The 23386-nt window shown below is 73.7% G+C and carries 18 protein-coding genes; 7 read left to right on the forward strand and 11 right to left on the reverse strand.

The genetic code is table 11. From position 1 onward, the window contains the following. From LG632_RS21020 to LG632_RS21035, 4 genes are all read right to left on the reverse strand, one after another. The coding region (locus LG632_RS21020) for a serine/threonine-protein kinase (protein ID WP_226728956.1) at positions 1-1000 on the reverse strand (1000 nt) is incomplete at its 3' end. A 125-nt stretch (positions 1001-1125) separates the two neighbouring features. Next, on the reverse strand, positions 1126-4143 hold the full coding sequence (locus LG632_RS21025; RefSeq protein ID WP_226728957.1) for a serine/threonine kinase C-terminal domain-containing protein: 3018 nt from the start codon (positions 4141-4143) through the stop codon (positions 1126-1128). Between the two features lie 51 nt (positions 4144-4194). Continuing rightward, a complete protein-coding gene (locus LG632_RS21030) occupies positions 4195-6858 on the reverse strand; it encodes a serine/threonine-protein kinase (protein WP_226728958.1) in 2664 nt (887 codons plus the stop codon). 661 nt (positions 6859-7519) lie between these two features. Next, entirely contained in the window at positions 7520-9226 is a 1707-nt protein-coding gene (locus tag LG632_RS21035; protein WP_226728959.1) for a glycerol-3-phosphate dehydrogenase/oxidase, read from the reverse strand. Between the two features lie 259 nt (positions 9227-9485). Between LG632_RS21035 and LG632_RS21040 the strand changes: the two genes are divergently transcribed. Then, a complete protein-coding gene (locus tag LG632_RS21040; RefSeq protein WP_226728960.1) occupies positions 9486-10715 on the forward strand; it encodes a nucleotide sugar dehydrogenase in 1230 nt (409 codons plus the stop codon). Between the two features lie 133 nt (positions 10716-10848). After that, a complete protein-coding gene (locus tag LG632_RS21045; RefSeq protein WP_226728961.1) occupies positions 10849-11319 on the forward strand; it encodes a hypothetical protein in 471 nt (156 codons plus the stop codon). 85 nt (positions 11320-11404) lie between these two features. On the opposite strand, the gene LG632_RS21050 is transcribed toward LG632_RS21045, so the two are convergent. From LG632_RS21050 to LG632_RS21065, 4 genes are all read right to left on the reverse strand, one after another. After that, entirely contained in the window at positions 11405-12529 is a 1125-nt protein-coding gene (locus LG632_RS21050) for a GuaB3 family IMP dehydrogenase-related protein (RefSeq protein ID WP_226728962.1), read from the reverse strand. Positions 12530-12710: 181 nt separating this feature from the next. Continuing rightward, entirely contained in the window at positions 12711-14216 is a 1506-nt protein-coding gene (gene guaB / locus LG632_RS21055) for an IMP dehydrogenase (protein WP_226728963.1), read from the reverse strand. Between the two features lie 250 nt (positions 14217-14466). Further along, the gene (locus tag LG632_RS21060) at positions 14467-15096 is read right to left on the reverse strand and encodes a sigma-70 family RNA polymerase sigma factor (RefSeq protein ID WP_226728964.1); all 630 of its coding nucleotides are present in this window, start codon (positions 15094-15096) and stop codon (positions 14467-14469) included. 387 nt (positions 15097-15483) lie between these two features. Next, complete coding sequence (locus LG632_RS21065; RefSeq protein ID WP_003948568.1) at positions 15484-16095, reverse strand: response regulator transcription factor; 612 nt, start codon at positions 16093-16095, stop codon at positions 15484-15486. A gap of 387 nt (positions 16096-16482) precedes the next feature. Between LG632_RS21065 and LG632_RS21070 the strand changes: the two genes are divergently transcribed. Next, positions 16483-16800 carry a WhiB family transcriptional regulator gene (locus LG632_RS21070; RefSeq protein WP_226728965.1) on the forward strand — a complete coding sequence of 106 codons (318 nt, stop codon included), beginning with the start codon at positions 16483-16485 and terminating at the stop codon, positions 16798-16800. 51 nt (positions 16801-16851) lie between these two features. On the opposite strand, the gene LG632_RS21075 is transcribed toward LG632_RS21070, so the two are convergent. Beyond that, the gene (locus tag LG632_RS21075) at positions 16852-17754 is read right to left on the reverse strand and encodes a LysR family transcriptional regulator (RefSeq protein ID WP_226728966.1); all 903 of its coding nucleotides are present in this window, start codon (positions 17752-17754) and stop codon (positions 16852-16854) included. Positions 17755-17833: 79 nt separating this feature from the next. Between LG632_RS21075 and LG632_RS21080 the strand changes: the two genes are divergently transcribed. The 3 genes from LG632_RS21080 to LG632_RS21090 all read left to right on the forward strand — a co-directional run bounded on the left by LG632_RS21080 (position 17834) and on the right by LG632_RS21090 (position 20114). After that, positions 17834-18520 (forward strand): MOSC domain-containing protein, encoded by a 687-nt coding sequence (locus LG632_RS21080; RefSeq protein WP_226728967.1) that lies wholly within the window; start codon positions 17834-17836, stop codon positions 18518-18520. Positions 18521-18545: 25 nt separating this feature from the next. Beyond that, on the forward strand, positions 18546-19319 hold the full coding sequence (locus LG632_RS21085; protein ID WP_226728968.1) for an SDR family NAD(P)-dependent oxidoreductase: 774 nt from the start codon (positions 18546-18548) through the stop codon (positions 19317-19319). Positions 19320-19418: 99 nt separating this feature from the next. Further along, the gene (locus tag LG632_RS21090) at positions 19419-20114 is read left to right on the forward strand and encodes an ester cyclase (RefSeq protein ID WP_226728969.1); all 696 of its coding nucleotides are present in this window, start codon (positions 19419-19421) and stop codon (positions 20112-20114) included. A 94-nt stretch (positions 20115-20208) separates the two neighbouring features. On the opposite strand, the gene groL is transcribed toward LG632_RS21090, so the two are convergent. Further along, entirely contained in the window at positions 20209-21837 is a 1629-nt protein-coding gene (gene groL / locus LG632_RS21095; RefSeq protein WP_226728970.1) for a chaperonin GroEL, read from the reverse strand. 137 nt (positions 21838-21974) lie between these two features. Next, positions 21975-22283 carry a co-chaperone GroES gene (gene groES / locus LG632_RS21100; protein ID WP_007265952.1) on the reverse strand — a complete coding sequence of 103 codons (309 nt, stop codon included), beginning with the start codon at positions 22281-22283 and terminating at the stop codon, positions 21975-21977. Between the two features lie 314 nt (positions 22284-22597). On the opposite strand from groES, the gene LG632_RS21105 reads away from it, so the two are divergent. Then, positions 22598-23281 (forward strand): response regulator transcription factor, encoded by a 684-nt coding sequence (locus tag LG632_RS21105; protein WP_226728971.1) that lies wholly within the window; start codon positions 22598-22600, stop codon positions 23279-23281. The last annotated feature ends 105 nt before the right edge of the window (positions 23282-23386 follow it).

Genomic DNA, 23386 nt, shown 5'->3' on the forward strand with positions numbered 1-23386 from the left:
TCGTGCCCGCGGCGCCCGTCACGCCCGCCGTACCGGAGGCGTCCCGGCCGGACCCGTCGAAGGGGGCCCCGGGCCCCTCCGGGGCCGCCGGGACAGGCGCGTCCAGGGCGCCCCGCTGCTCCTGGGGGCTGATGCTGCGCGTGGGCACGTACGCCTGCGCGGCCTTCGGCGCGCGGCCCTCCATCGCCTCCAGCAGCATCCGTTCCGCCTCGGCCGCCGACGGGCGCTGCGCCGGGTCCTTGCGCAGCAGGGCCGTGATGACCGGGCCGAGGGCCCCGGCCTGGCGGGGGGCGGGCGGCTCGTCGTTCACCACGGCCGCCAGGCTGGAGATCGGCGACGTGCGGCGGAACGGCGACCGGGCCTCGACCGCCGTGTACAGCGTGGCGCCCAGCGACCACAGGTCCGAGGCCGGGTCCGGGGAGCCGCCGGTGACCCGTTCCGGGGCCAGGTAGTCGATGGAACCGACGAGCTCGCCGGTGCGCGTGATGGAGGAGTCGCCCTCGATGGCGGCGATCCCGAAGTCGGTGAGCAGCACCCGGCCGTCCTTGGCCAGCAGCACGTTGCCGGGCTTGACGTCCCGGTGCAGCACGCCCACCGCGTGCGCGGCCCGCAGCGCCCCCAGCACGTGCAGGCCGATCCGGGCCGCCTCGCGCGGTTCGATGCGGCCGGCGGCCTTGGCGGCCTCGGCGAGCGAGGGGCCGTCGATGTACTCCATCACGATCCACGGCCGGTCGTCGTGCTCCAGCACGTCGTGGACGGTGACGACGCAGGGGTGGGCGATCCGCGCGGCGGCCCGGGCCTCCTTCTGGGTCCGGGCGTGCATCAGCTCCCGGTCGGCCTCGGCGACGTACAGACCGGCCGTCAGCTCCTTGACGGCGACCGTCCTGCTGAGCAGCTCGTCCTGGGCGCGCCAGACCCTGCCCATGCCGCCCTTGCCGATGGCCTCGACGAGCCGGTACCGGCCCGCGAGCAGCGCGCCCGCGCCTGTCCTGTGTTCCACGAATCCCCGCCAGTGTTGTGCACTCCGGGTCAGACTACGGAGGGGTGGGCGCTGCCGGTACACGACGGCCGCCGTGAGACAGCACTGTGACGCAATTGCCGTAGTGACCCTCCGTCAGGGTGGCTTCAACCGCCCGGTCGGTAACTCCCCGTTGCCTTCTCGAAGATTTCGGACACCTTGGACTCGTGGTCCTGCGGGCCGGTCACCATCACCACGTGGTAGCGGCCGCCGAGGGCGACGACGTAGTTGCGGGCGTAGACGGAACGCCCGTTGCCGTCGATCCACGTGTACTGCCCCTCGGCGATGAGCTGCTGCCCGACCGTGGTCGTCCGGATGCCCTTGGACGTGACCCAGGTGGACGAGCGGTACGGCTCCAGCTCGCGCTCCTTGTCCTTCTGGTACGCGGCCGGGTCGGGCCGGCCCTCGACGGGGTCGCGGCCGGGCACGACGATCAGGGTGTGGTCGCCGTCGGTGTAGCGGACCTGGCCCATGTCGTTGATCCGGCGGCGGTCCCAGCCCTCGGGGACGAGGAGCTGGAAGCCCTCGGGGTCCTGGGCCGTGGTGTAGCCGGGCGGTGCGGAGGGCGCGGGGGCGGCCGGGGAGCCGTCGCCGCGGGTCGCGGGCTTCGACCCGGGCGTGCCGGTGGCGGTGTTCCCGCCGGGCGGCGAGGCGGAGGCGGTCGTGGTGGGACCGGGCCGGGCGGGCGCCCCGTCGGCCGCGGGCTCGGCCTTGGGCAGGAACAGCATCGCGTACGCCACCGCGCCGGCGAGGCCGAGGAGGACCAGGAGCAGCAGGGTCCGGCCGAGGGCGGCGGGGGTGCGCGGCTTGCGCGCGGCCGGGGCGCCGCGGTGCCGCCCGTGCGAGAGCTCGGCGCGGCGCCGTACGACGGGCAGCCGGCCCGGATCGGGCTCCGGCACGGCGACCGCGGGCGCGCCGCCGTCCGGTTCCGGCGCGGACCGGACGAGGCTGCGCAGCCAGCCGCGGAGCTCTTCGACGTCGGGGCGCTCGGTCGGGTCCTGGCGCAGCAGCGACTCGACCACGGGACGCAGCGGTCCGCACTCCTCGGCGAAGGCGGGCGGCTCGGAGCAGACCATCTCGACGAGCTCGGCGACGCTGTCCTCGGGGTACGGGGCGTGGCCCTGCACGGCCCGGAACAGCAGGGCTCCCAGGGCCCACAGATCGGTGGCCGGGCCGACGGGCGCGGCCAACTGCCAGTTCCCGCGCACCGGCCCGGCCGCCTGCTCGGGCGCCCACCGCTCGGTGACGGCGCCCACCACGGCCATCCGGGTCGACCGGGCCCGCTCGGCGGCGAGGGGGGAGCGGGGGGCACCGGCACCGGTACCGGCACCGGCGTCCCAGGCGGGGCGGGGCGCGGCCTGGGGGGAGCGGCCCGGGCGGGCGGGCGCCTCGGCCGGGGAAGGCGGTGGGGCCGGGGAAGGCCGTGGGGCCGGGGTCGCGCTCCAGCCGGTGGGGGGCTGGGGGTTCAGGGGCGCGGCCGCGGCCGGGTGGCGCTGCGCGCCGGGGTCCCGGGCGGGGCCGGCGGCGGCCGGGGCCGGGTCGGGACCCGTGGGCCGGGGGCGGGGGTCGTCAGGGAGGGCAGGGGTGCCCGGGCTCGGGTCGGGACCTGCCTGGTGGAAGCCCTGGGGCAGGGCCGGTTGGGCGGGCAGGGGCGGGACGGCCCGGGCCGGGCGGCGCGGGGTGCCGTACGGGAACTCGTACCCCTGGGGCAGGTTCGACCCGGCGCGGCGGGCCGGGGCCGTGGTGTCCCCCTCGCCCGGGCCGCGCGGCGAGGCCTCCCGCGCCTGCTGCGCGTCGGCGGGCCCGGGCGCGGGGAGTTCGGCCGCGGGGAGTCCAGCTGCGGGGAGTTCGGCCGCGGGGAGTCCAGCTGCGGGGAGTTCGGCCGCGGGGAGTCCAGCTGCGGGGAGTCCGGCTGCGCGCCGCTCCGCCTCGGCGGACTCCTGGGCGGACTCCTGGGCCGCGGCCCGGGCACCGGCCCGGTACGCGGCGATCGCACCGGCCCGCGCGGCGGCCGCCGGATCGGCCGCGGCCACGCCGGACCGCTGCGTCCGGGAGGGGTCCGACCCCTGGTCCTCGCGGTGCGGTACGACATGGTCCCGGTACACCGGCCCACCGGTCCCCCGCGGCAGCGGCGCCGTGTCGTAGCCGGGCGCCACCAACGGCGCGTACCCGCCCGCGCCCTGACCCGCCCGACCGCTCCCGGGGTCCTCGTCGCCGCCCTCCGCGGCGCCGCGCGGCGGGGGCAGGAGGGAGTCGTCCGCAGCGGGGCCCGGCCAGGGGTCCTCGGGAGCCGGGGCCTCGAACCGGCCCGGGCCGAGCCGGTCGGCCGGTGGTGGCGCAGCCGGTGGTGGCGCGGCCGGTGGTGGCGCGGCCGCGTCCGGGGTCCGGCCCGGCAGCGGAACGCCGCGCGCGGGGGTTTCGGCGCGGCCGGAGGCACGTAACGGGGTCGGCGCCCCGGCCGGGGCGCCGGGGACGGACGGGTGCGGGGTCGCGGTGCCCTGAGCGGGGGGCCAGGCGGCGGACGGCGGGACCGGGTCGTAGCCGCACAAGGCGTCCTCCGCCGCGCCCGAGGCGAGCCCGGTCAGCACCACGCGCCCGTCGTCGCACACCAGCACCGTGCGGACGGTGATGTTCCGATGGGTCCAGCCGTGCGCGTGCAGCACCCGCAGCGCGGTCAGCACGTCCGCGGCGACCTCCGCCGCCCGGTACGGGCTCAGCGGCCGGTCCGCGATCAGCGCCGCCAGCGGCCTGGCCGGCACCAGCTCGCCGACGATCCACAGCGAGCCGCCCTCGGCGAACACGTCGAACACCTGGTCCAGCCGCGGATGGTCCGGGATCCGCGCCGCCGCCTGCGCCGCCTCGATGGCCCGCCGCACGGCGGGCAGGTCCGCAGCGTCGCGGACGTCCGGCATCGGCACCCGGCCGCCGTCGACCAGCTCGGCGTCCACGACCTCGGGCAACGGCACCTGCCGCACCAGGACTTCCTGCCCGGTCCGGGTGTCGAACGCCCGGGTCTCGACCAGCTCGTACGCATCGGTCGGCGGCACCGGCAGACGGTAGCGGCCGGCCAGGATCCGGCCCGCGTAGTCGTCCACGTCGCCTCCCCCGAGTGCGGTGTCCCCCATGCCCCGCCGACCACGATACGTCGCCGGGGCCGCCCGCGTCCCGGGCCTGGGTCAGCCCACCGGCTGGAAGGTGTCGAACGCGGTGTTCCGCAACTGCGTGCACTCCGGACCGTCCCAGGCGTCGGCCGGGCAGCTGATCATGATGGCGTAGCCGTGGGTCGCGTCCACCTTGAAGCCGCGGTTGAGGACCCGCACCCTGACGTCGTTCTGGGTCCGCTCGAACTCCCAGTCGGCGACGGTCGGATAGTTGCGGTAGTTCACCGGCTTGATGCCGAGGAGCCGGTAGTCCTTGCTGCTGCCCGCCACGGCGGGTGCCAGCTGCGCCCAGGCGAGCCTGGCGTCGTCGCGCGGACTCTTGTTGAAGTCGACCTGGATGCGCGGGAAGCCGCCGTCGCGGCTGTATATCGCGCCGGAGTCCTCACCGGCCGTGCCGGTCTGGCGGAACCCGTTCGGCATGGCCATGCTGAAGTGGAACTTCTCGTTCACCACGACGGTGAAGCCCGCCGGGACGCCGTTGCCGCCGCCGGTGGTCCCGCCGCTGCCGCTGCCGGGCGGGGGCGTGGCGTCCAGGGGCAGGCCGTTGCCGCCCTGCTCCGGGGACTGGCCCTGGCCCTGGTTCTGGCCGCCGGAGGCGGTGTTGGGGCTGGCGCCGCCGGTACCGCCGGTGCCGCCCTTGCCGTCGGCGCCGGTGCCGTTGCCGCCGCCGCCGCCCGGCGTGGCGCCGCCGGAGGGGCCCGCGCTCGCGCCGCCGCCCTTCGCCGAGCCGTTGCCCTTGGCCTTGTCGTCGCCGGAGAACGCGTACGCGATCAGCCCGCCGACCACGGCGAGCACGACGACCACGGCCGCGATCGCCAGCGCGATCGTGCGGCGCGGCATCACGTCGGTGAGCGGGGCCGCGACGGGCGCGGTGCGCTTGCCGAACACCCCGCCGCCCGCCGTACGGCGGCCGCCGTCGGCCGCGGTGGCCGTGGCGGGGGCCTCGGCCGCCGACGCGGTGGCGGTGGCCGCCGTCGCCGCCGCCGCCTCGGCGGCGGCCTTGCGGGTCGCCTTCAGCGCGGCGCGGGCCCGCTCGCGCTGCTCGCGCTCGCGCCGCTCGCGCTCCTTCTTCTCGGCCTTCTCCGCCTGCTCGGCCGCCTTCTTCGCCGCCCGCTCGGCGGCCTTCTGCGCGAGGGCCTGCTCCGCGGCCCGCTTCGCCTCGGCCAGCGAGACCTGGCGGGTCTCCTCCACCGACGGGGCCGGGTCCGGCTCGGGGGCGTTGACCACGGCCGTCAGCATGGCCCTGGCCCCGGCGTCGTCGAGGCGGCGGGCCGGATCCTTGACCAGCAGTCCGTAGATGACCTCGGTGAGCGGGCCGGCGTTCTTCGGCGGCTCCACCGGCTCGGTCATCACGGCCGTGAGGGTGGCCAGGGCGTTGCCCTTGTCGTACGGCGGGACGCCCTCGACGGCGGCGTAGAGGAGACCGCCGAGGGACCACATGTCGGCCGGCGGGCCGGGGCGCTGGCCGCGGGCGCGCTCGGGCGAGATGTAGGAGGGGGCGCCGACCAGCATGCCGGTGGAGGTGACGGAGGGGTCGCCCTCGACCTGGGCGATGCCGAAGTCGGTCAGGACGACGCGGCCGGTGTCGGCTATCAGCACGTTGGACGGCTTGACGTCGCGGTGCAGGATGCCCTGGCCGTGGGCGGCCTTGAGCACGTCGAGCACGGCGAGGCCGACCTCGGCCGCCCGGCGGGGGGTGAGCGGGCCGCGCTCGCGGATGTACTCGGCGAGGGACGGGCCCTCGATGAGCTCCATGACGATCCAGGGGCGGGCGTCCTCGTCGACGACGTCGAAGACCGTGACCGCGCCGTTGTTCCGGATCCGGGCGATCGCCTTGGCCTCGCGGAGCGTACGGGTGATCAGGCGGCGCTTCTCGTCCTCGTCGACGCCGTTGCCGAAGCGGAGCTCCTTGACGGCCACCGTCCGGCCGAGCGTCTCGTCCTGGGCGCGCCAGACGGTGCCCATGCCGCCCTTGCCGAGCACGGAGACCAGCCGGTACCGCCGGGCGAGCAACCGCCCTTCGTCGTCCCCGGTGTCCCGGGTCACCCCCTTGACACCGGCCACGCCCGTCCCACCTCCGGCCGTGGCCGCCGTCGCAGCCTTGGCCGGCCGGTCGCCCGGCGCGGCACCCGCCGCCGCGTCGGCCGCAGAGGCGGCCGCTGCCGGGGACTTGGCCAGCCGGGCACCCGGCTCGGCCGTCGCGCCGGAGCCGGTACCGGTCGAGGGCACGGCCGAGCGGTCGCTCGACTGCGCGGCACCCGCCGCCGTGTCGGCCGCAGACGCGGCCGCTCCCGGGGACTTGGCCAGCCGGGCACCCGGCTCGGCCGTCGCGCCGGAGCCGGTACCGGTCGCGGGCGCGGCCGGGCGGTCGCTCGACTGCGCGGCACCCGCCGCCGTGTCGGCGGGGGTCGAGGTCTTGGTCAGGCGGTCAGCCGGCTTCGCGGACGTCTGGGCAGCGGGCGTGGCCGCGGGCGACGCCTCCGCGCGCTCCGACCCGCCCCGCCGGTCCTTCGCCGCTTCGGCCGCGGGCGTAGGCGCGGCCGCAGCCGCGGGCGTGGTGCGCCCGGAGTCGGGCTTCGCGGTCTCCGGGGCGTCCGACGCCCGGTCAGCTTCCTTCTGCGCCCGGGTCGGTACGGCTCCGCCCCGCGGCGACCCGGACTTCACCAGGTCCGAAGCCACGTCCGCGTCCGGGTCCGCAGGCGTGCCCGCAGCCGTGCCCGGGTCCTCAGCCGGGGCCTCAGCCGTGTCCACGTCCGTGCCCGCCGCCGCGTCCGCGTCCGCATCCGTGCCCCCGGCGGTGTCCGCGGCCGGTGCCGCCGCCCGTCCGGAGCCGGGCTCCGCCCCGTCGGCCGTTTCGGACCCCCGGTCAGCCTCGGCCCCGGCCGCGGAAGTTGCCCCGGCCCCGCCGGACCCCCGCTTCGCCATGGGTTCGGCGGGGCCGCGGTCGGTCGCCTTCGCCTCCGCCGCAGCCCCAGCACCCGGCTTCGCCTCGGCCCCGGCCCGGCCGGACCCCGGCGCCGCGTCGGCCCCGGCTCCGCCGGACGGCCGCTTCGTGCCCGCCGTCCCGGACCCGGCCGCTGCCGCGGTCGAGGTCGGGGATGCGGCCGGGTTCGGCCGGGCGGGCGCGGTGGCGCTGGGCCCGGTGGAGCCGACGGCGTCGTCCGGTGTGACCGTGTGCTCCGGCTTCGACATGCGTCCCCTCCGCGATCGTGCCGCCCTGTCCGTCGGCCGGCCCGGCATTCCACCCGGGCTCGGGCCCGGCGTAACCCGCCCCGGCCGAGCCCTCATTGTCTCTCACTCCGCAACGGACGGCCGCCACGGGTCCGTGGTTCCGCCGACGTCAGAGCGGGACGATGTCCGGCGCCCCCAGCCGGGCCGCGTCCGCCGTCTGGTCGTCGGGCTGGCGCTGCGACTCCCGCTCCGCCTGCACCCGCTTCTCGTAGTGCTCGACCTCCTTGTCCACCTGCTGCTGGTCCCACCCCAGGACCGGAGCCATCAACTCCGCGCACTCCCGCGCCGACCGCGTCCCGCGGTCGAACGTCTCGATCGAGATCCGGGTCCGCCGCGTCAGCACGTCGTCCAGGTGCCGCGCCCCCTCGTGCGACGCCCCGTAGACCACCTCGGCGCGCAGGTAGTCGTCCGCCCCGCCCAGCGGTTCGCCGAGCGAGGGGTCCGCCGCGATCAGGTCGAGCAGTTCCTCCGTCATCGAGCCGTACCGGTTCAACAGGTGCTCCACCCGCGCCACGTGGAGCCCGGTCCGGCCGGCGATCCGGGCGCGGGAGTTCCACAGCGCCCTGTAGCCCTCGGCGCCCACCAGCGGGATGTCCTCGGTCACGCACGCGGCCACCCGCTGCTCCAGGCCGTGCACCGCCTCGTCCACCGCGTCCTTGGCCATGACCCGGTACGTCGTGTACTTGCCGCCCGCCACGACCACCAGTCCGGGTACGGGGTGCGCCACCGTGTGCTCGCGCGAGAGCTTGCTCGTGGCGTCCGACTCGCCGGCCAGCAGCGGGCGCAGCCCCGCGTACACGCCCTCCACGTCGTCCCGCGTGAGCGGCACCGACAGCACCGAGTTCACGTGCTCCAGGAGGTAGTCGATGTCCGCGCTGGACGCCGCCGGGTGCGCCTTGTCCAGGTCCCAGTCGGTGTCCGTGGTGCCGACGATCCAGTGCCGCCCCCAGGGGATGACGAACAGCACCGATTTCTCCGTGCGCAGGATCAGGCCCGTCGTCGAGTGGATGCGGTCCTTCGGCACGACGAGGTGGATGCCCTTGGAGGCACGGACGTGGAACTGCCCGCGCTCGCCGATCAGCGCCTGGGTGTCGTCCGTCCACACCCCCGTGGCGTTCACGACCTGCTTGGCGCGGATCTCGTAGCGCCCGCCGCCCTCGACGTCCTGCACGGTCGCGCCGACGACGCGCTCGCCCTCCCGCAGGAACCCCACCACCCTCGCCCGGTTGGCGCAGTGCGCCCCGTACGCCGCGGCCGTGCGCACCAGCGTGGTGACGTAACGGGCGTCGTCCATCTGGGCGTCGTAGTACTGCAGGGCTCCCACCAGCGCGTCCTTGCGCAGGCAGGGCGCCACGCGCAGCGCGTGCCGGCGTGTCAGGTGCCGGTGCACGGGCAGGCCCCGGCCGTGGCCGGAGGAGATCGACATGGCGTCGTACAGCGCGACGCCCGAACCGGCGTAGAACCGCTCCCAGCCCTTGTGCTGCAACGGGTAGAGGAACGGCACCGGCTTGACCAGGTGCGGCGCGAGCCGCTCCAGCAGCAGGCCGCGCTCCTTGAGGGCCTCGCGCACCAGCGCGAAGTCGAGCATCTCCAGGTAGCGCAGGCCGCCGTGGATGAGCTTGCTGGACCGGCTCGACGTGCCCGAGGCCCAGTCCCGCGCCTCGACCAGGCCGGTCGCGAGGCCGCGGGTCACCGCGTCGAGCGCGGTGCCGGCGCCCACCACGCCCGCGCCGACCACCAGCACGTCCAGCTCCCGCTCGGCCATCCGGGCGAGCGCCTCGGCCCGCTGCTCGGGTCCCAGTGTCGCTGTCCTCACCGCTGCCTCCCGTTGGTGCGGGCGAACCCGCTCACGTCCCCCTTGGTCACGATTCTGACGGGACGTCCCGACATCAGCCACCGCCTGTGGACAACACAATGATCGCCACCGGCCCACAATGCCGCAGATCGGTCATATATACGCCTAGTCTGACATAGCGACACCTCTTCGTCCGCGCAGCACCTGCGCGGACCGTGCGTGCGCCACCGCCCGTCCGGGGCACTTCAGGGACCCCATGCCAGGGAAAGGGACGGCACCCATGCCCGCAGATCTCGCCGTCATCGGACTCGGCCATCTCGGCCTCCCGCTCGCCCAGGCCGCCGTCGCCGCCGGTATCGACACCGTCGGATACGACAGCGGCCCGGCCACCGACTCCAGCCTGACCGCCGCCGAAGTCCGCCGCATGTCGGCGGCCGGCTTCCGGGTCACCACCAACCCGGCCGACCTCGGCCGGGTACGCACCGCCGCCATCTGCGCCCCGGTCCACCTCGGGCCCGACCGGGCCCTGGACCTCACGGCCGTCGGGGCGGCCGCCCGGGCGCTGGCGCCCCGGATGCGCCCGAACACCACCGTCGTCCTGGAGTCGCCCGTCCATCCGGGTGTCACCGAGGACTACCTGCGTCCGCTGCTGGAGGAGGGCTCCGGACTGCGCGCCGGCCGGGACTTCCACCTGGCCTACTCCCCCAGCCGGTTCGACCCGGGCAACCGCACCCACACCTTCGCCAACACCCCCAAGGTGATCGGCGGCCTCACCCCCGCCTGCACCGAGTCCGCCGCCGCGTTCTACGCGCGCCTGACCGAGAAGGTGGTCCGGGCCCGCGGGCTGCGCGAGGCGGAGACCGTCCAGCTGCTGGAGACCAACTACCGGCACGTCAACATCGCCCTGATGAACGAGATGGCGGTGCTCTGCCACGACCTCGGCGTCGACCTGTGGGACGTGGTCCGCTGCGCCGAGACCAAGCCGTACGGCTTCCAGGCGTTCCGCCCCGGCCCCGGGGTCGGGGGCCACGCCGTCCCCATCGACCCCAACTACCTCCCCCACACCACCCGCACCCCCGGCCACCCCCTGCGCATGGTGGGCCTGGCCCAGGAGATCAACGCCCGGATGCCGCAGTACGTCATCCAGCGCTGCGCCACCTTGCTGAACGAGCACGGCAAGTCCGCCCGCGGCGCCCGCGTGCTGCTGCTCGGCGTCACCTACAAGCCCGACCTCGCCGACCAGGAGGGCTCGCCGGCCGCCGAGATCGCCAGCCGGCTGCTCGACCTCGGCGCGCTGATCAGCTACCACGACCCGTACGTCGCCGGCTGGCGGGTCCGCGATCAGCCCGTGCCGCGCGCCGAGTCCCTCTACGAGGCCGCGGCCGGCGCGGACCTGACCGTCCTGCTCCAGCACCACCGCACCTACGACCTCCAGGGCCTGGCGGTGAAGGCGCAGCTCCTGCTGGACACCCGGGGCGCCACCCCGGCGGGCGCGGCCCACCGGCTCTGAGGGGCGCCCGAGGGCCCGCGCCGAAAAAAGCCGCCCTCGACCGTCGGGGGCGGCTGTTACTGTGCGGCGTCACTTATCTCGCACATACATCCAGGGAACGTGTGTGCGCCGATCCCTTGGGGGGGACCTCCGCATGAGCCAGCAGTTCCAGCCGCCCGCGCCCGATTCCATGTCGCCCGTCGCCTACCCGCCGGCCCCGGCCGCACGGAGCAACGTGGCCCTCGGCCTCGTCGCCGCGTTCGTCGCCGCCCTGGTCGCGGCGGGCGCGTACGGCGGCATCATCGGCGGCACCGAGCACGAGATCGGCTACGCCGCCCTCGGCGTCGGCTTCCTCGTCGGCTTCGCCGCGGCCAAGGCGGGCGGCGCCCACCCCGTGCTGCCGGTCGTCAGCGCGGCGCTCTCGCTCGGCGCGGTCTACGGCGGCCAGCTGCTCGGCACCGCGATCCTGGGCTCGAAGTCCGCTCCGGTCGGCGTGGTGGAGCTGCTCACCGAGCACTTCTCCCTGGTCCAGGAGGCCTGGCAGGAGGACCTGAGCCCGATCTCGTTCGTCTTCTTCGCGATCGGCGCCGTGGTCGCCTTCCAGACGGCCCGCAAGGCCGCCTGACCCCGCCCCGCGCGCACACGCCGAAGGGCCGGCCCCGGATGATCCGGGGCCGGCCCTTCGGTCGTACGCCGAGCGGGTGAGCGCGTCAGCGGCGGTGCTGGGAGTCCGCCACCGTGACCTCGACCCGCTGGAACTCCTTGAGCTCGCTGTAGCCCGTGGTGGCCATCGCGCGGCGCAGGGCGCCGAAGAGGTTCATCGAGCCGTCGGGGGTGTGGGACGGACCGGTGAGGATCTCCTCCGTGGTGCCGACCGTGCCCAGGTCCACCTTCTTGCCGCGCGGCACGTCCTCGTGGACGGCCTCCATGCCCCAGTGGTGGCCCTGGCCGGGCGCGTCGGTGGCGCGGGCCAGCGGGGAGCCCATCATCACGGCGTCGGCGCCGCAGGCGACGGCCTTGGGCAGGTCGCCGGACCAGCCCACCCCGCCGTCGGCGATGACGTGCACGTACCGGCCGCCGGACTCGTCCATGTAGTCGCGGCGGGCCGCGGCCACGTCCGCGACGGCGGTGGCCATGGGGACCTGGATGCCGAGCACGTTGCGGGTGGTGTGGGCGGCGCCGCCGCCGAAGCCCACCAGGACGCCCGCGGCGCCCGTGCGCATCAGGTGCAGGGCCGCGGTGTACGTGGCGCAGCCGCCGACGATGACCGGGACGTCGAGCTCGTAGATGAACTGCTTGAGGTTCAGCGGCTCGGCCGCGCCCGAGACGTGCTCGGCCGAGACGGTGGTGCCGCGGATGACGAAGATGTCGACGCCCGCGTCCACGACGGCCTTGGAGAACTGGGCGGTGCGCTGCGGCGAGAGCGCGGCGGCGGTGACCACACCGGAGTCGCGCACCTCCTTGATCCGCTGCCCGATCAGGTCGGCCTGGATCGGGGCGGCGTAGATCTCCTGCAGGCGGCGGGTCGCGGCCTCCTCGGGGAGCTCGCGGATCTCGTCGAGCAGCGGCTGCGGGTCCTCGTAGCGGGTCCACAGGCCTTCGAGGTTCAGCACGCCGAGGCCACCGAGCTCGCCGATGCGGATCGCGGTCTGCGGGGAGACGACCGAGTCCATGGGGGCGGCCAGGAAGGGGAGCTCGAAGCGGTAGGCGTCGATCTGCCAGGCGATCGAGACCTCCTTCGGGTCCCGGGTGCGCCGGCTCGGGACGATGGCGATGTCGTCGAACGCGTACGCCCTGCGGCCGCGCTTGCCGCGCCCGATCTCGATCTCAGTCACGTGTGGTGGCCTTTCCCTCTTGGCTACTGCCCGTCCAGTATCCCCGAAGGGCGGACGGACGCGTTCCCGCGCCCGAGGGGCGGACGCCCGTACGGGCGCACGGCGAAGGGGCGGGACCCCTCGGGTCCCGCCCCTTCGCCGTCCTGCGGGCCGCGCGCTCCCGCCGCGGCGGGAGCGGCGCTCAGCCCTTGCGGGAGTAGTTCGGCGCCTCGACCGTCATCTGGATGTCGTGCGGGTGGCTCTCCTTCAGGCCCGCCGAGGTGATCCGGACGAACCGGCCGCGGTCCTGGAGCTCGGGCACCGTCCGGCCGCCGACGTAGAACATCGACTGGCGCAGGCCGCCGACCAGCTGGTGGACGACCGCGGAGAGCGGGCCGCGGTAGGGGACCTGGCCCTCGATGCCCTCGGGGATCAGCTTGTCGTCGCCGCCGACGCCCTCCTGGAAGTAGCGGTCCTTGGAGAACGACTTGCGGTCGCCGCGGGACTGCATGGCGCCGAGCGAGCCCATGCCGCGGTAGGACTTGAACTGCTTGCCGTTGATGAACAGCAGCTCGCCCGGGGACTCCTCGCAGCCCGCGAGCAGCGAGCCCAGCATGACCGTGTCCGCGCCGGCGACGAGCGCCTTGGCGATGTCGCCGGAGTACTGCAGGCCGCCGTCGCCGATGACCGGGACGCCCGCGGCCTTGGCGGCCAGCGAGGCCTCGTAGATGGCGGTGACCTGCGGGACGCCGATGCCGGCGACCACGCGGGTGGTGCAGATGGAGCCGGGGCCGACACCGACCTTGATGCCGTCGCAGCCGGCGTCGACGAGGGCCTGGGCGCCGTCCTTGGTGGCCACGTTGCCGCCGATGACGTCGACGGAGGAGTTCGACTTGATCTTGGCGACCATGTCGCCGACCAGCCGGGAGTGGCCGTGCGCGGTGTCGACGACGATGAAGTCGACGCCGGCCTCGATGAGCGCCTGGGCGCGCTCGAACGCGTCACCGGCGACGCCGACCGCGGCGCCGACCAGCAGCCGGCCGTCCTTGTCCTTGGCGGCGTTCGGGTACTTCTCCGCCTTGACGAAGTCCTTGACGGTGATGAGGCCCTTGAGGATGCCGGCGTCGTCGACCAGCGGGAGCTTCTCGATCTTGTGGCGGCGCAGCAGCTCCATGGCGTCCACGCCGGAGATGCCGACCTTGCCCGTGACCAGCGGCATCGGGGTCATGACCTCGCGCACCTGGCGGCTGCGGTCCGACTCGAAGGCCATGTCGCGGTTGGTGACGATGCCCAGCAGCTTGCCGGCGGGGTCGGTGACCGGCACACCGGAGATGCGGAACTTCGCGCAGAGCTCGTCGGCCTCGCGCAGCGTGGCGTCCGGGTGCACGGTGATCGGGTCGGTGACCATGCCGGACTCGGAGCGCTTGACCAGGTCGACCTGGTTGGCCTGGTCGGCGATGGAGAGGTTGCGGTGCAGGACGCCGACGCCGCCCTGGCGGGCCATCGCGATGGCCATGCGCGACTCGGTGACCTTGTCCATGGCCGCCGACAGCAGGGGGATGTTGACCCGGACGTTGCGGGAGATGCGCGAGGAGGTGTCGATCTCGTCCGGCGCCATGTCGGACGCGCCCGGCAGGAGCAGGACGTCGTCGTAGGTCAGCCCGAGCGACGCGAATTTGTCGGGCACTCCGTCACCGTTGACAGTCATGACACCTTCCCAGATGGTCTTGCTCAGCGCGGATGTCCATGCTAACGGGATACCGAGGCGTCTCATTCCACGATCAAGATCGACCGGGATTTTCGTCTGTTCCTACGAGTTTGTCGCGGGGACCACCCACCGGGGGCTCCCGCCGAGGGCCTTGCGCCAGGGCCTTGCGCCCAGGGACTCCCGCCGAAGGCCTCACCCCGACGGCCCGGCGCCGACCACGCGCCCGCCCCACCGGCACGGCGACACCCGCCTACTGCTCGGCGAGCGCCCGCAGCCGGCTCAGCGCCCGGTGCTGCGCCACCCGTACCGCACCCGGCGACATCCCCAGCATCTGACCGGTCTCCTCCGCCGTCAGCCCGACGGCGACCCGCAGCACCAGCAGCTCGCGCTGGTTCTCCGGGAGGTTGGCCAGCAGCTTCTTGGCCCATTCGGCGTCACTGCTGAGCAGCGCCCGCTCCTCCGGGCCGAGCGAGTCGTCGGGCCGCTCGGGCATCTCGTCCGAGGGCACCGCGGTGCTGCCGGGATGGCGCATGGCGGCCCGCTGCAGGTCGGCGACCTTGTGCGCGGCGATGGCGAAGACGAACGCCTCGAAGGGCCGGCCCGTGTCGCGGTAGCGGGGCAGGGCCATCAGGACGGCGACGCAGACCTCCTGCGCCAGGTCCTCCACGAAGTGGCGCGCGTCCCCGGGCAGCCGCGAGAGCCGGGTGCGGCAGTACCGCAGGGCCAGCGGGTGCACGTGGGCGAGCAGGTCGTGGGTGGCCTGCTCGTCACCCTCCACGGCGCGACGGACGAGCGCGCCGACCGCGCCTGCGGACCCGCTCTTGGCGGCGCCGGTCGGGCCTGTGGCCACGGGGGACCCCAGGGCTTCGTCGTCGCGCATCATTCCATGGTGCCTCGGCCCCGGAGGATTCGTGGCACCGCGGTCCGTGTTGTGCATCGAAGCGTTATGAGCGGGCGCGCCTGAGGTCATCGTCTGCGCCTTCCCCTCCCGCTCGGCCGGACAGTCCCGAGGACTCCACATCTGTCGAGGACTCCACATCTCCAAGAATGCGGCACACCTCAAGGATGCGGCATCGCGCACGAACCGACACGTCCCCCGAATCACACCCCGCCAATCCCCCGCCATCCACCGGATGCGCCGGGACGAGCCGGGCCCGAGCGCACCACCAGCGGTGTGCCGCCCCGTCCGCCCGTGGCGGACGGGAGCGCGCTGCCTGCGACCCTGCCCGGCGGCAACGGTCAGCGACCTGCGGTCAGTGTCCCGAGGTCAGCGGACCAGGCCCCAGCGGAAGCCGAGCGCCACGGCGTGCGCCCGGTCGGAGGCGCCGAGCTTCTTGAAGAGCCTGCGCGCGTGCGTCTTGACCGTGTCCTCGGAGAGGAAGAGCTCGCGCCCGATCTCCGCGTTGGACCGGCCGTGGCTCATGCCCTCCAGCACCTGGATCTCGCGCGCGGTGAGCGTGGGCGCGGCGCCCATCTCGGCCGAACGGAGCCGGCGCGGGGCCAATCGCCAGGTGGGGTCGGCGAGCGCCTGGGTGACCGTGGCCCGCAGCTCGGCGCGCGAGGCGTCCTTGTGCAGGTAGCCCCGGGCGCCGGCGGCGACCGCGAGGGCCACCCCGTCCAGGTCCTCGGCGACCGTCAGCATGATGATGCGGGCGCCGGGGTCGGCGGAGAGGAGCCGGCGGACCGTCTCGACACCGCCGAGCCCGGGCATCCGTACATCCATCAGAATCAGGTCGGAGCGGTCGGCACCCCAGCGGCGGAGTACTTCCTCGCCGTTGGCAGCCGTCGTCACACGCTCGACGCCGGGCACGGTGGCCACCGCCCGGCGGAGCGCCTCTCGGGCAAGCGGGGAGTCGTCGCAGACGAGGACGGATGTCATGACCGCCCTCCGCAGCTGCTGATGCGCGTCACCTTGAGCCTCCAGGCTGGTACGTATCGTCACCTGTGCGGTCGATGCCCTCGGACACCTGTCCGGGAACCCCTTCGTTCAACCGCCTTCGCACTCTCAACGATGGTCACTCGAAAGAGTTACGGGTCGGACGGACACCTTCGGCACTCTACGTGAGGAGTTCGTCACGGCGCGGACGCCACAAGTCGCGTGTCCTCCATCTGGCGCTATGCCCTATTTGGCGGCTTTCCTTCCGTTCGGCGGGTAACTGAGGCTAGATTCACAAGAGTCATATTTACGTATGATCAGATCGTAGATGTGGCTGCATGGACCGTATCCGCCTCAGTACCGGCTGAACGAGGATCACGAGGACTAGCAATGGCAGATTTCTCCCGCCTCCCCGGACCGAACGCCGACCTCTGGGACTGGCAGCTGCTGGCCGCCTGCCGCGGAGTGGACAGCTCCCTCTTCTTCCACCCGGAGGGCGAACGGGGTGCGGCCCGCAGCGCCCGTGAGGCCTCGGCCAAAGAGGTCTGCATGCGATGCCCGGTGCGCGCGGAGTGCGCCGCGCACGCGCTGGCCGTCCGGGAGCCCTACGGCGTGTGGGGCGGCCTCACGGAGGACGAGCGCGAAGAGCTGATGGGCCGGGCACGGCACCGCCTCATCCCCGCCACCAGTGCGGGTGGGACCGACTGAAGTAACGATTCTTCAGGCAGCGGGCCGGCGTCGCGGCCCCCGCCCGGCAGGTCAGCGGGCGGCGGCCCGCTGCAACTGCGCGAGGGTGGCGGCCACGGCCGGTACCCGCGCCAGGTCCGGCAGCGTGAGCGCCACGACCTCGCGCTCCACGGCCGGTCGCACGGCCACCAGGGCCACGCCCTTGGCCCGTACGGACTCCACCGCGAGCTCCGGCAGCACCGCCACGCCCAGACCCGCGCCGACCAGGCCCGCCACGGCCGGGTAGTCGTCGGTCGCGAAGTCGATGCGCGGGGTGAACCCGGCCCCCTCGCACACCTCCACCAGATGCCGGCGGCAGCGCGGGCAGCCGGCGATCCACGGCTCGTCGGCCAGTTCCGCCATGCCCACCTCGGGCGCGCCGGCCAGCCGGTGCCCCTCGGGCACCAGACCCACGAGCCGGTCGGTCAGCAGCGGCCGGACCACGAGATCGGCCCACTCGCCGGGCCCGCCGCCCGGCGCCGCCGCGTACCGGAAGGCCAGCGCCACGTCGCAGTCGCCCTCGCGCAGCATCTCCACCGACCGCGGCGGCTCGGCCTCGACCAGCGAGACCCGGGTGCCGGGGTGCTCGGCGCGCATCGCGGCCAGCGCGGTCGGCACCAGCGTGGAGCTGCCACTGGGGAAGGAGACCAGCCGGACCCGGCCCGCGCGCAGCCCGGCGATGGCCGCGACCTCCTCCTCGGCGGCCGTCAGGCCCGCCAGGATCCCGGACGCGTGCCGCACCAGCGCCTCGCCGGCCTGGGTCAACCTCATCTCCCGGCCGGTGCGGATCAGCAGCGGGGTGCCCGCGGACTGCTCCAGCGCCTTCATCTGCTGGGAGACGGCGGGCTGGGTGCAGCCGAGCTCGCGGGCCGCGGCGGAGAAGGACCCGGTGGCGGCGACGGCGCGCAGGACGCGGAGATGACGTGCCTCGATCACTCTTGAAGCATAAGGCCTGCTTTGATGTGCGCGCCAATATTCAGGAGACGCTTTGGGCGCCTTCGGATAGCGTCCCCCCATGAACCGTGCGCACGTCATCTCCGTCAACACCGGCCGCGCCACCGTCGTGGCCCACACCGACGCCGAGGGCGGGGTGACGGGCATCGCCAAGCGGCCGGCGGCCGGCCCGGTCCGCGTCTTTTCCCCCGGCCCCAAGGGGACCGGCGGGAGCGGGGTCGAGGGCGACGCGGTGTGCGACGGGCGGCACCACGGGGGCGACCACCAGGCGGTCTACGCCTACGCGCGCGAGGACCTGGACCGGTGGGAGCGCGAGCTCGGCCGGGAGCTGCCCGGCGGGATCTTCGGGGAGAACCTCACCACCACGGGCCTGGACGTGAACGCCGCCCTGCTCGGCGAGCGTTGGCGGATCGGCCGGGAGGTGGTCCTGGAGGTGGCCTCGGCCCGGATCCCCTGCCGCACCTTCCAGGGGCACCTGGGCGAGGGCGGCTGGGTCCGGCGGTTCACCCAGGAGCAGCGGCCGGGCGCGTACCTGCGGGTGGTGCGGGAGGGGTACGTCCGCGCGGGGGACCCGATCGAGGTCGTCCACCGGCCCGACCACGACGTCACCGTGTCGCTGTGGTTCCGCGCCTTCACCACGGAGCGGTCGCTGCTGCCGCGCACCCTGGCGGCCGGTGACGCGATGGAGCCGGAGGCGCACGAGAAGGTGCGGCAGTGGCTGGCCAAGCACGGTGACGTACGGAACTGACCCGCCGGGCGGCTAGGTTGCGCACATGACGACTGCGCTGATCACAGGATCCACGGCGGGCATCGGCGCCGCCTTCGCCCGGCGGCTGGCGGCCCAGGGCCACAACCTGGTGCTGGTGGCCCGCGACACCAAGCGGCTGCGGGAGCAGGCCACCGAACTGCACGACCGGCACGGCATCGAGGCCGAGGTGCTCACCGCGGACCTCGCCACGGAGGCGGGCATCGCGGCCGTCGAGCAGCGGCTGTCGGACCGCACCCACCCGGTGGACCTGCTGGTCAACAACGCGGGCTTCGGCAACAAGGGCCGGTACCTGGAGGTGCCCATGGCCGACGAGCTGACCATGCTCAAGGTGCACGTCGAGGCCGTGCTGCGGCTGACCTCGGCGGCCACGCAGTCGATGCGCTCGCGCGGCCGGGGCGCGGTGGTCAACGTCGCCTCGGTGGCCGCGTTCGTGCCGCGGGGCACGTACGGGGCGAGCAAGGCGTGGGTCGTGCAGTTCACCCAGGGCGCGGCCCGGGACCTGGCGGACTCCGGGGTCCGGCTGATGGCGCTGTGCCCGGGCTTCGTGCGGACCGAGTTCCACGAGCGGGCCGGCATGGGCACGGACAACATCCCCAACTGGATGTGGCTGGACGCCGACAAGCTGGTCACCGAGGCCCTGGCCGACCTGGGCCGCGGCAAGACCCTGTCGATCCCCGACCCGCGGTACAAGGCGCTGATGGGCCTGGTGAAGCTGACCCCGCGGGGGCTGCTGGGCGGGGTGACCTCGCGCACCGGGCGGAAGTACGGACCCCAGTGACGGGCGGCCCGGCGGGCGCCCCGGTGACCCGCCGGTAAACCGGCTGAACGGGTGAAATCTCCCTAAACTGGACGTGTCCCATCCAGCCGGGGAGACGCCATGACATTCGTACAGATAATCGATTACAAGACGCGTCGGGCCGACGACCTGAACAAGCTGCTGGACCGGTACGTCGAGATGAGCCAGGGCAAGCGCACCGTCACCCACACCGTCATGTGCAAGGACCGCGAGGCCGAGGACCACTACGTCGAAATGGTGGAATTCCCCTCCTACGAGCAGGCCATGAGGAACTCTCAGCTCCCGGAGACGGACAGGATGTTCCAGGAGATGGTGGCCCTGTGCGAGGGGATGCCCACCTTCACCAACCTCGACGTCGTCCGTGACGAGCACCTCAACACCTTGCTGGCGAACCGGATGTTCGACGAGATCGCCGTCCGGGGAAACCTGGACGCGATCGACGAGGTCTTCGCGTCCGACTACATCGACCACGACGTCATGCGCGGCCAGGACACCGCGCGGGGCCGGCAGGCGATGCGCGAGAGCTGTCAGGGATGGCGGGACGCCTTCGACTTCTCGTTCAAGACCGACGCGCAGATCGCCCAGGACGACCACGTCACCACCGTGTGGACGTGGACGGGCCGTCACAAGGGCGAGTTCCTGGGCATCGAGCCCACCGGGAAGACCTGCACCATGTCCGGCACCACCACGTTCCGCTGCGAGAACGGGGAGATCGCCGAGGGCTGGTGGCACTACGACGCCATGTCGCTGATGCGGCAGTTGGGCGCCTTGGAGTGAGCGACCGAGCCCGTGAGTGAGCAGGGGACGAGTGACGCGAAGGCCCCCGCCGCACCAGGTGCGGCGGGGGCCTTCTCAGGCGTCGGGGTCAGCCTCAGTGGCTGTGGCCGTGACCGTGGCCGTGGCCCGCGGCGGCCTCCTCCTCTTCCTTCTTCTCGACGACCAGGGTCTCGGTCGTGAGCAGCAGGGAGGCGATGGAGGCGGCGTTCTCCAGGGCGGAGCGGGTGACCTTCACCGGGTCGATGACGCCGGCCTTGACCAGGTCGCCGTACTCACCGGTGGCGGCGTTGAAGCCGTTGCCCTTGTCCAGCTCGGCCACCTTGGAGGTGATGACGTAGCCCTCCAGGCCGGCGTTCTCGGCGATCCAGCGCAGCGGCTCGACGGCGGCCTTGCGGACGACCGCGACACCGGTGGCCTCGTCGCCCTCCTTGCCGAGGTTGTCGGCGAGGACCTTGGCGGCGTGGACCAGGGCGGAGCCACCACCGGAGACGATGCCCTCCTCGACCGCGGCGCGGGTCGCGGAGATGGCGTCCTCCAGACGGTGCTTCTTCTCCTTCAGCTCCACCTCGGTGGCGGCGCCGACCTTGATCACGCACACGCCGCCGGCCAGCTTCGCGAGGCGCTCCTGGAGCTTCTCGCGGTCCCAGTCGGAGTCCGTGGCCTCGATCTCGGCCTTGATCTGGTTGACGCGGCCCTGCACGTCCTCGCCGGAGCCGGCACCGTCGACGATGGTGGTGTCGTCCTTGGTGACGGTCACGCGGCGGGCGGAGCCCAGCACGTCCAGGCCGGCCTGGTCGAGCTTGAGGCCGACCTCCTCGGCGATGACGGTGGCACCGGTGAGGGTGGCCATGTCCTGGAGCATCGCCTTGCGGCGGTCACCGAAGCCGGGCGCCTTGACCGCGACCGCGTTGAAGGTGCCGCGGATCTTGTTGACGACGAGGGTGGAGAGCGCCTCGCCCTCGACGTCCTCGGCGATGATCAGCAGCGGCTTGGAGCCACCGGCCTGGATGACCTTCTCCAGCAGCGGCAGGAGGTCCTGGATCGAGGAGATCTTGCCCTGGTTGATCAGGATGTACGGGTCCTCGAGGACGGCCTCCATGCGCTCCTGGTCCGTCACGAAGTACGGCGACAGGTAGCCCTTGTCGAAGGCCATGCCCTCGGTGAACTCGAGCTCGAGACCGAAGGTGTTGGACTCCTCGACGGTGATGACACCGTCCTTGCCGACCTTGTCCATCGCCTCGGCGATGAGCTCGCCGACCTGCTGGTCCTGCGCGGAGAGCGCGGCCACGGCGGCGATGTCGGACTTGTCGTCGATCGGGCGGGCCGTGGCGAGGAGGTCGTCGGAGACGGCCTTGACCGCGGCGTCGATGCCCTTCTTCAGGGCGGCCGGGGAGGCGCCGGCGGCGACGTTGCGCAGGCCTTCGCGGACCAGCGCCTGGGCCAGGACCGTGGCGGTGGCGGTGCCGTCACCCGCGATGTCGTTGGTCTTGGTCGCCACCTCCTTCACGAGCTGGGCGCCCAGGTTCTCGTACGGGTCCTCCAGCTCGACCTCACGGGCGATGGTGACACCGTCGTTGGTGATGGTCGGCGCGCCGAACTTCTTGTCGATGACGACGTTGCGGCCCTTGGGGCCGATCGTCACCTTGACCGTGTCGGCCAGCTTGTTGACGCCGCGCTCAAGGGCGCGACGGGCGTCCTCGTCGAACTTCAGAATCTTCGCCATGGGAGCGGTTCAGCCCTCTCGTTGCGATCCCCGGCCGCTCGCCGCGACCGCCTCTGGAAAACGAACTACGCCCCTTGCCGCCCGGCATCAGCAGGGGTGACCAGGGGCGTAGCTCAAGACAAAACTGGAGAAGCGAATTACTTCTCGACGATCGCGAGCACGTCGCGAGCCGAGAGGACGAGGTACTCCTCGCCGCTGTACTTCACCTCGGTGCCGCCGTACTTGCTGTACAGCACGATGTCGCCGACGTTGACGTCGAGCGGCAGACGCTGGCCGTCCTCGAAGCGGCCCGGGCCCACGGCGAGGACGACGCCCTCCTGGGGCTTCTCCTTCGCGGTGTCCGGGATGACCAGGCCAGAGGCCGTGGTCTGCTCGGCGTCGAGCGGCTGGACCACGATGCGGTCCTCGAGCGGCTTGATGGCAACCTTGGAGCTGGCGGTCGTCACGATCCGACCTCCCCCTTCGGAGATCTCACGGGGTTAACTGTCTGAGGTGGCGACCAGGTGGATCCGTCGTCGCGGGTGCCGGACCTGCCCGTCGCTGTGTTGGCACTCACCAGGGGCGAGTGCCAGGCCCGAGACTATTCCGGCGATTAGCACTCGGTCAAGCGGAGTGCCAAACGGCTCCGGCCGATTCCCAGCGGGTGTCAGGCGGACGGGTGCGCCGGCACACACGTGTTCGATCTTCGCGCCGGTCCGGATGCGGGCCGTGGTTCCGGGCCCCGGCGGTCCCACCTGGGCGATATGTGACGCTTGACCCCGTGCGCATTCTGGTGGTGGAGGACGAGACAGGACTGGCCGAGTCCCTGCGGCGCGGCCTGTCGGCCGAGGGCCACTGGGTCGAGGTCGCCCACGACGGGCACCGCGGACTGGAGCTGGCCCTCAGCGGCGGCCCCTACGACGTGGTGCTGCTCGACCTGATGCTGCCGGGACTGTCCGGCCACGAGATCTGCACCCGGATGCGCGCGCTCGGCGACCCCACCCCCGTGCTCATGCTCACCGCCAAGGACGGCGAGTACGACGAGGCCGAGGGCCTGGACGCGGGCGCCGACGACTACCTCACCAAGCCGTTCTCGTTCGTCGTGCTCGGCGCCCGGCTGCGCGCCCTCGCCCGGCGCGCCGGCGCCCCCGCCGGACCGGTCACCCTGCAGGCGGGCGACCTCGTGCTGGACCCGGCGGGCCGGCGCTGCCGGCGCGGCGGACACGACGTCGAGCTGACCGCCCGCGAGGTCGCGGTGCTGGCCTGCCTGATGGAACGGCCCGGCCGGGCCGTGGCCAAGCGGGACATCCTCGACGAGGTCTGGGACTCCCCGCACGGCATCGACCCCAACATCGTCGAGGTCTACGTCTCCTCGCTGCGCAAGAAGATCGACGCCCCCTTCGGCCGCCGCTCGATCCTGACCGTCCACGGCACCGGCTACCGCATGGCCCCCGACGGTGGCTGACCGCCGCCCGCGCCCGCCCGGCCCCCGCCCGCGCCCGCTCCTGCGCGGCCCGCGCCCGCCCCGCCTCGGCGCCGGAAGCATCGCCGGCCACGGCAGCGGCCTCGC

Origin of the sequence: Streptomyces antimicrobicus (assembly GCF_020532625.1) — a bacterium.
In the GTDB taxonomy this organism is placed as follows: domain Bacteria; phylum Actinomycetota; class Actinomycetes; order Streptomycetales; family Streptomycetaceae; genus Streptomyces; species Streptomyces antimicrobicus.

Bases quoted from the DNA above. Each gene is read 5' to 3' on its own strand.
- LG632_RS21025 (WP_226728957.1), bottom strand. From the start codon at position 4,143: ATGGGGGACACCGCACTCGGGGGAGGCGACGTGGACGACTACGCGGGC.
- LG632_RS21040 (WP_226728960.1), top strand. From the start codon at position 9,486: ATGCCCGCAGATCTCGCCGTCATCGGACTCGGCCATCTCGGCCTCCCG.
- LG632_RS21045 (WP_226728961.1), top strand. From the start codon at position 10,849: ATGAGCCAGCAGTTCCAGCCGCCCGCGCCCGATTCCATGTCGCCCGTC.
- guaB (WP_226728963.1), bottom strand. From the start codon at position 14,216: ATGACTGTCAACGGTGACGGAGTGCCCGACAAATTCGCGTCGCTCGGG.
- LG632_RS21060 (WP_226728964.1), bottom strand. From the start codon at position 15,096: ATGCGCGACGACGAAGCCCTGGGGTCCCCCGTGGCCACAGGCCCGACC.
- LG632_RS21065 (WP_003948568.1), bottom strand. From the start codon at position 16,095: ATGACATCCGTCCTCGTCTGCGACGACTCCCCGCTTGCCCGAGAGGCG.
- LG632_RS21070 (WP_226728965.1), top strand. From the start codon at position 16,483: ATGGCAGATTTCTCCCGCCTCCCCGGACCGAACGCCGACCTCTGGGAC.
- LG632_RS21080 (WP_226728967.1), top strand. From the start codon at position 17,834: ATGAACCGTGCGCACGTCATCTCCGTCAACACCGGCCGCGCCACCGTC.
- LG632_RS21085 (WP_226728968.1), top strand. From the start codon at position 18,546: ATGACGACTGCGCTGATCACAGGATCCACGGCGGGCATCGGCGCCGCC.
- LG632_RS21090 (WP_226728969.1), top strand. From the start codon at position 19,419: ATGACATTCGTACAGATAATCGATTACAAGACGCGTCGGGCCGACGAC.
- groL (WP_226728970.1), bottom strand. From the start codon at position 21,837: ATGGCGAAGATTCTGAAGTTCGACGAGGACGCCCGTCGCGCCCTTGAG.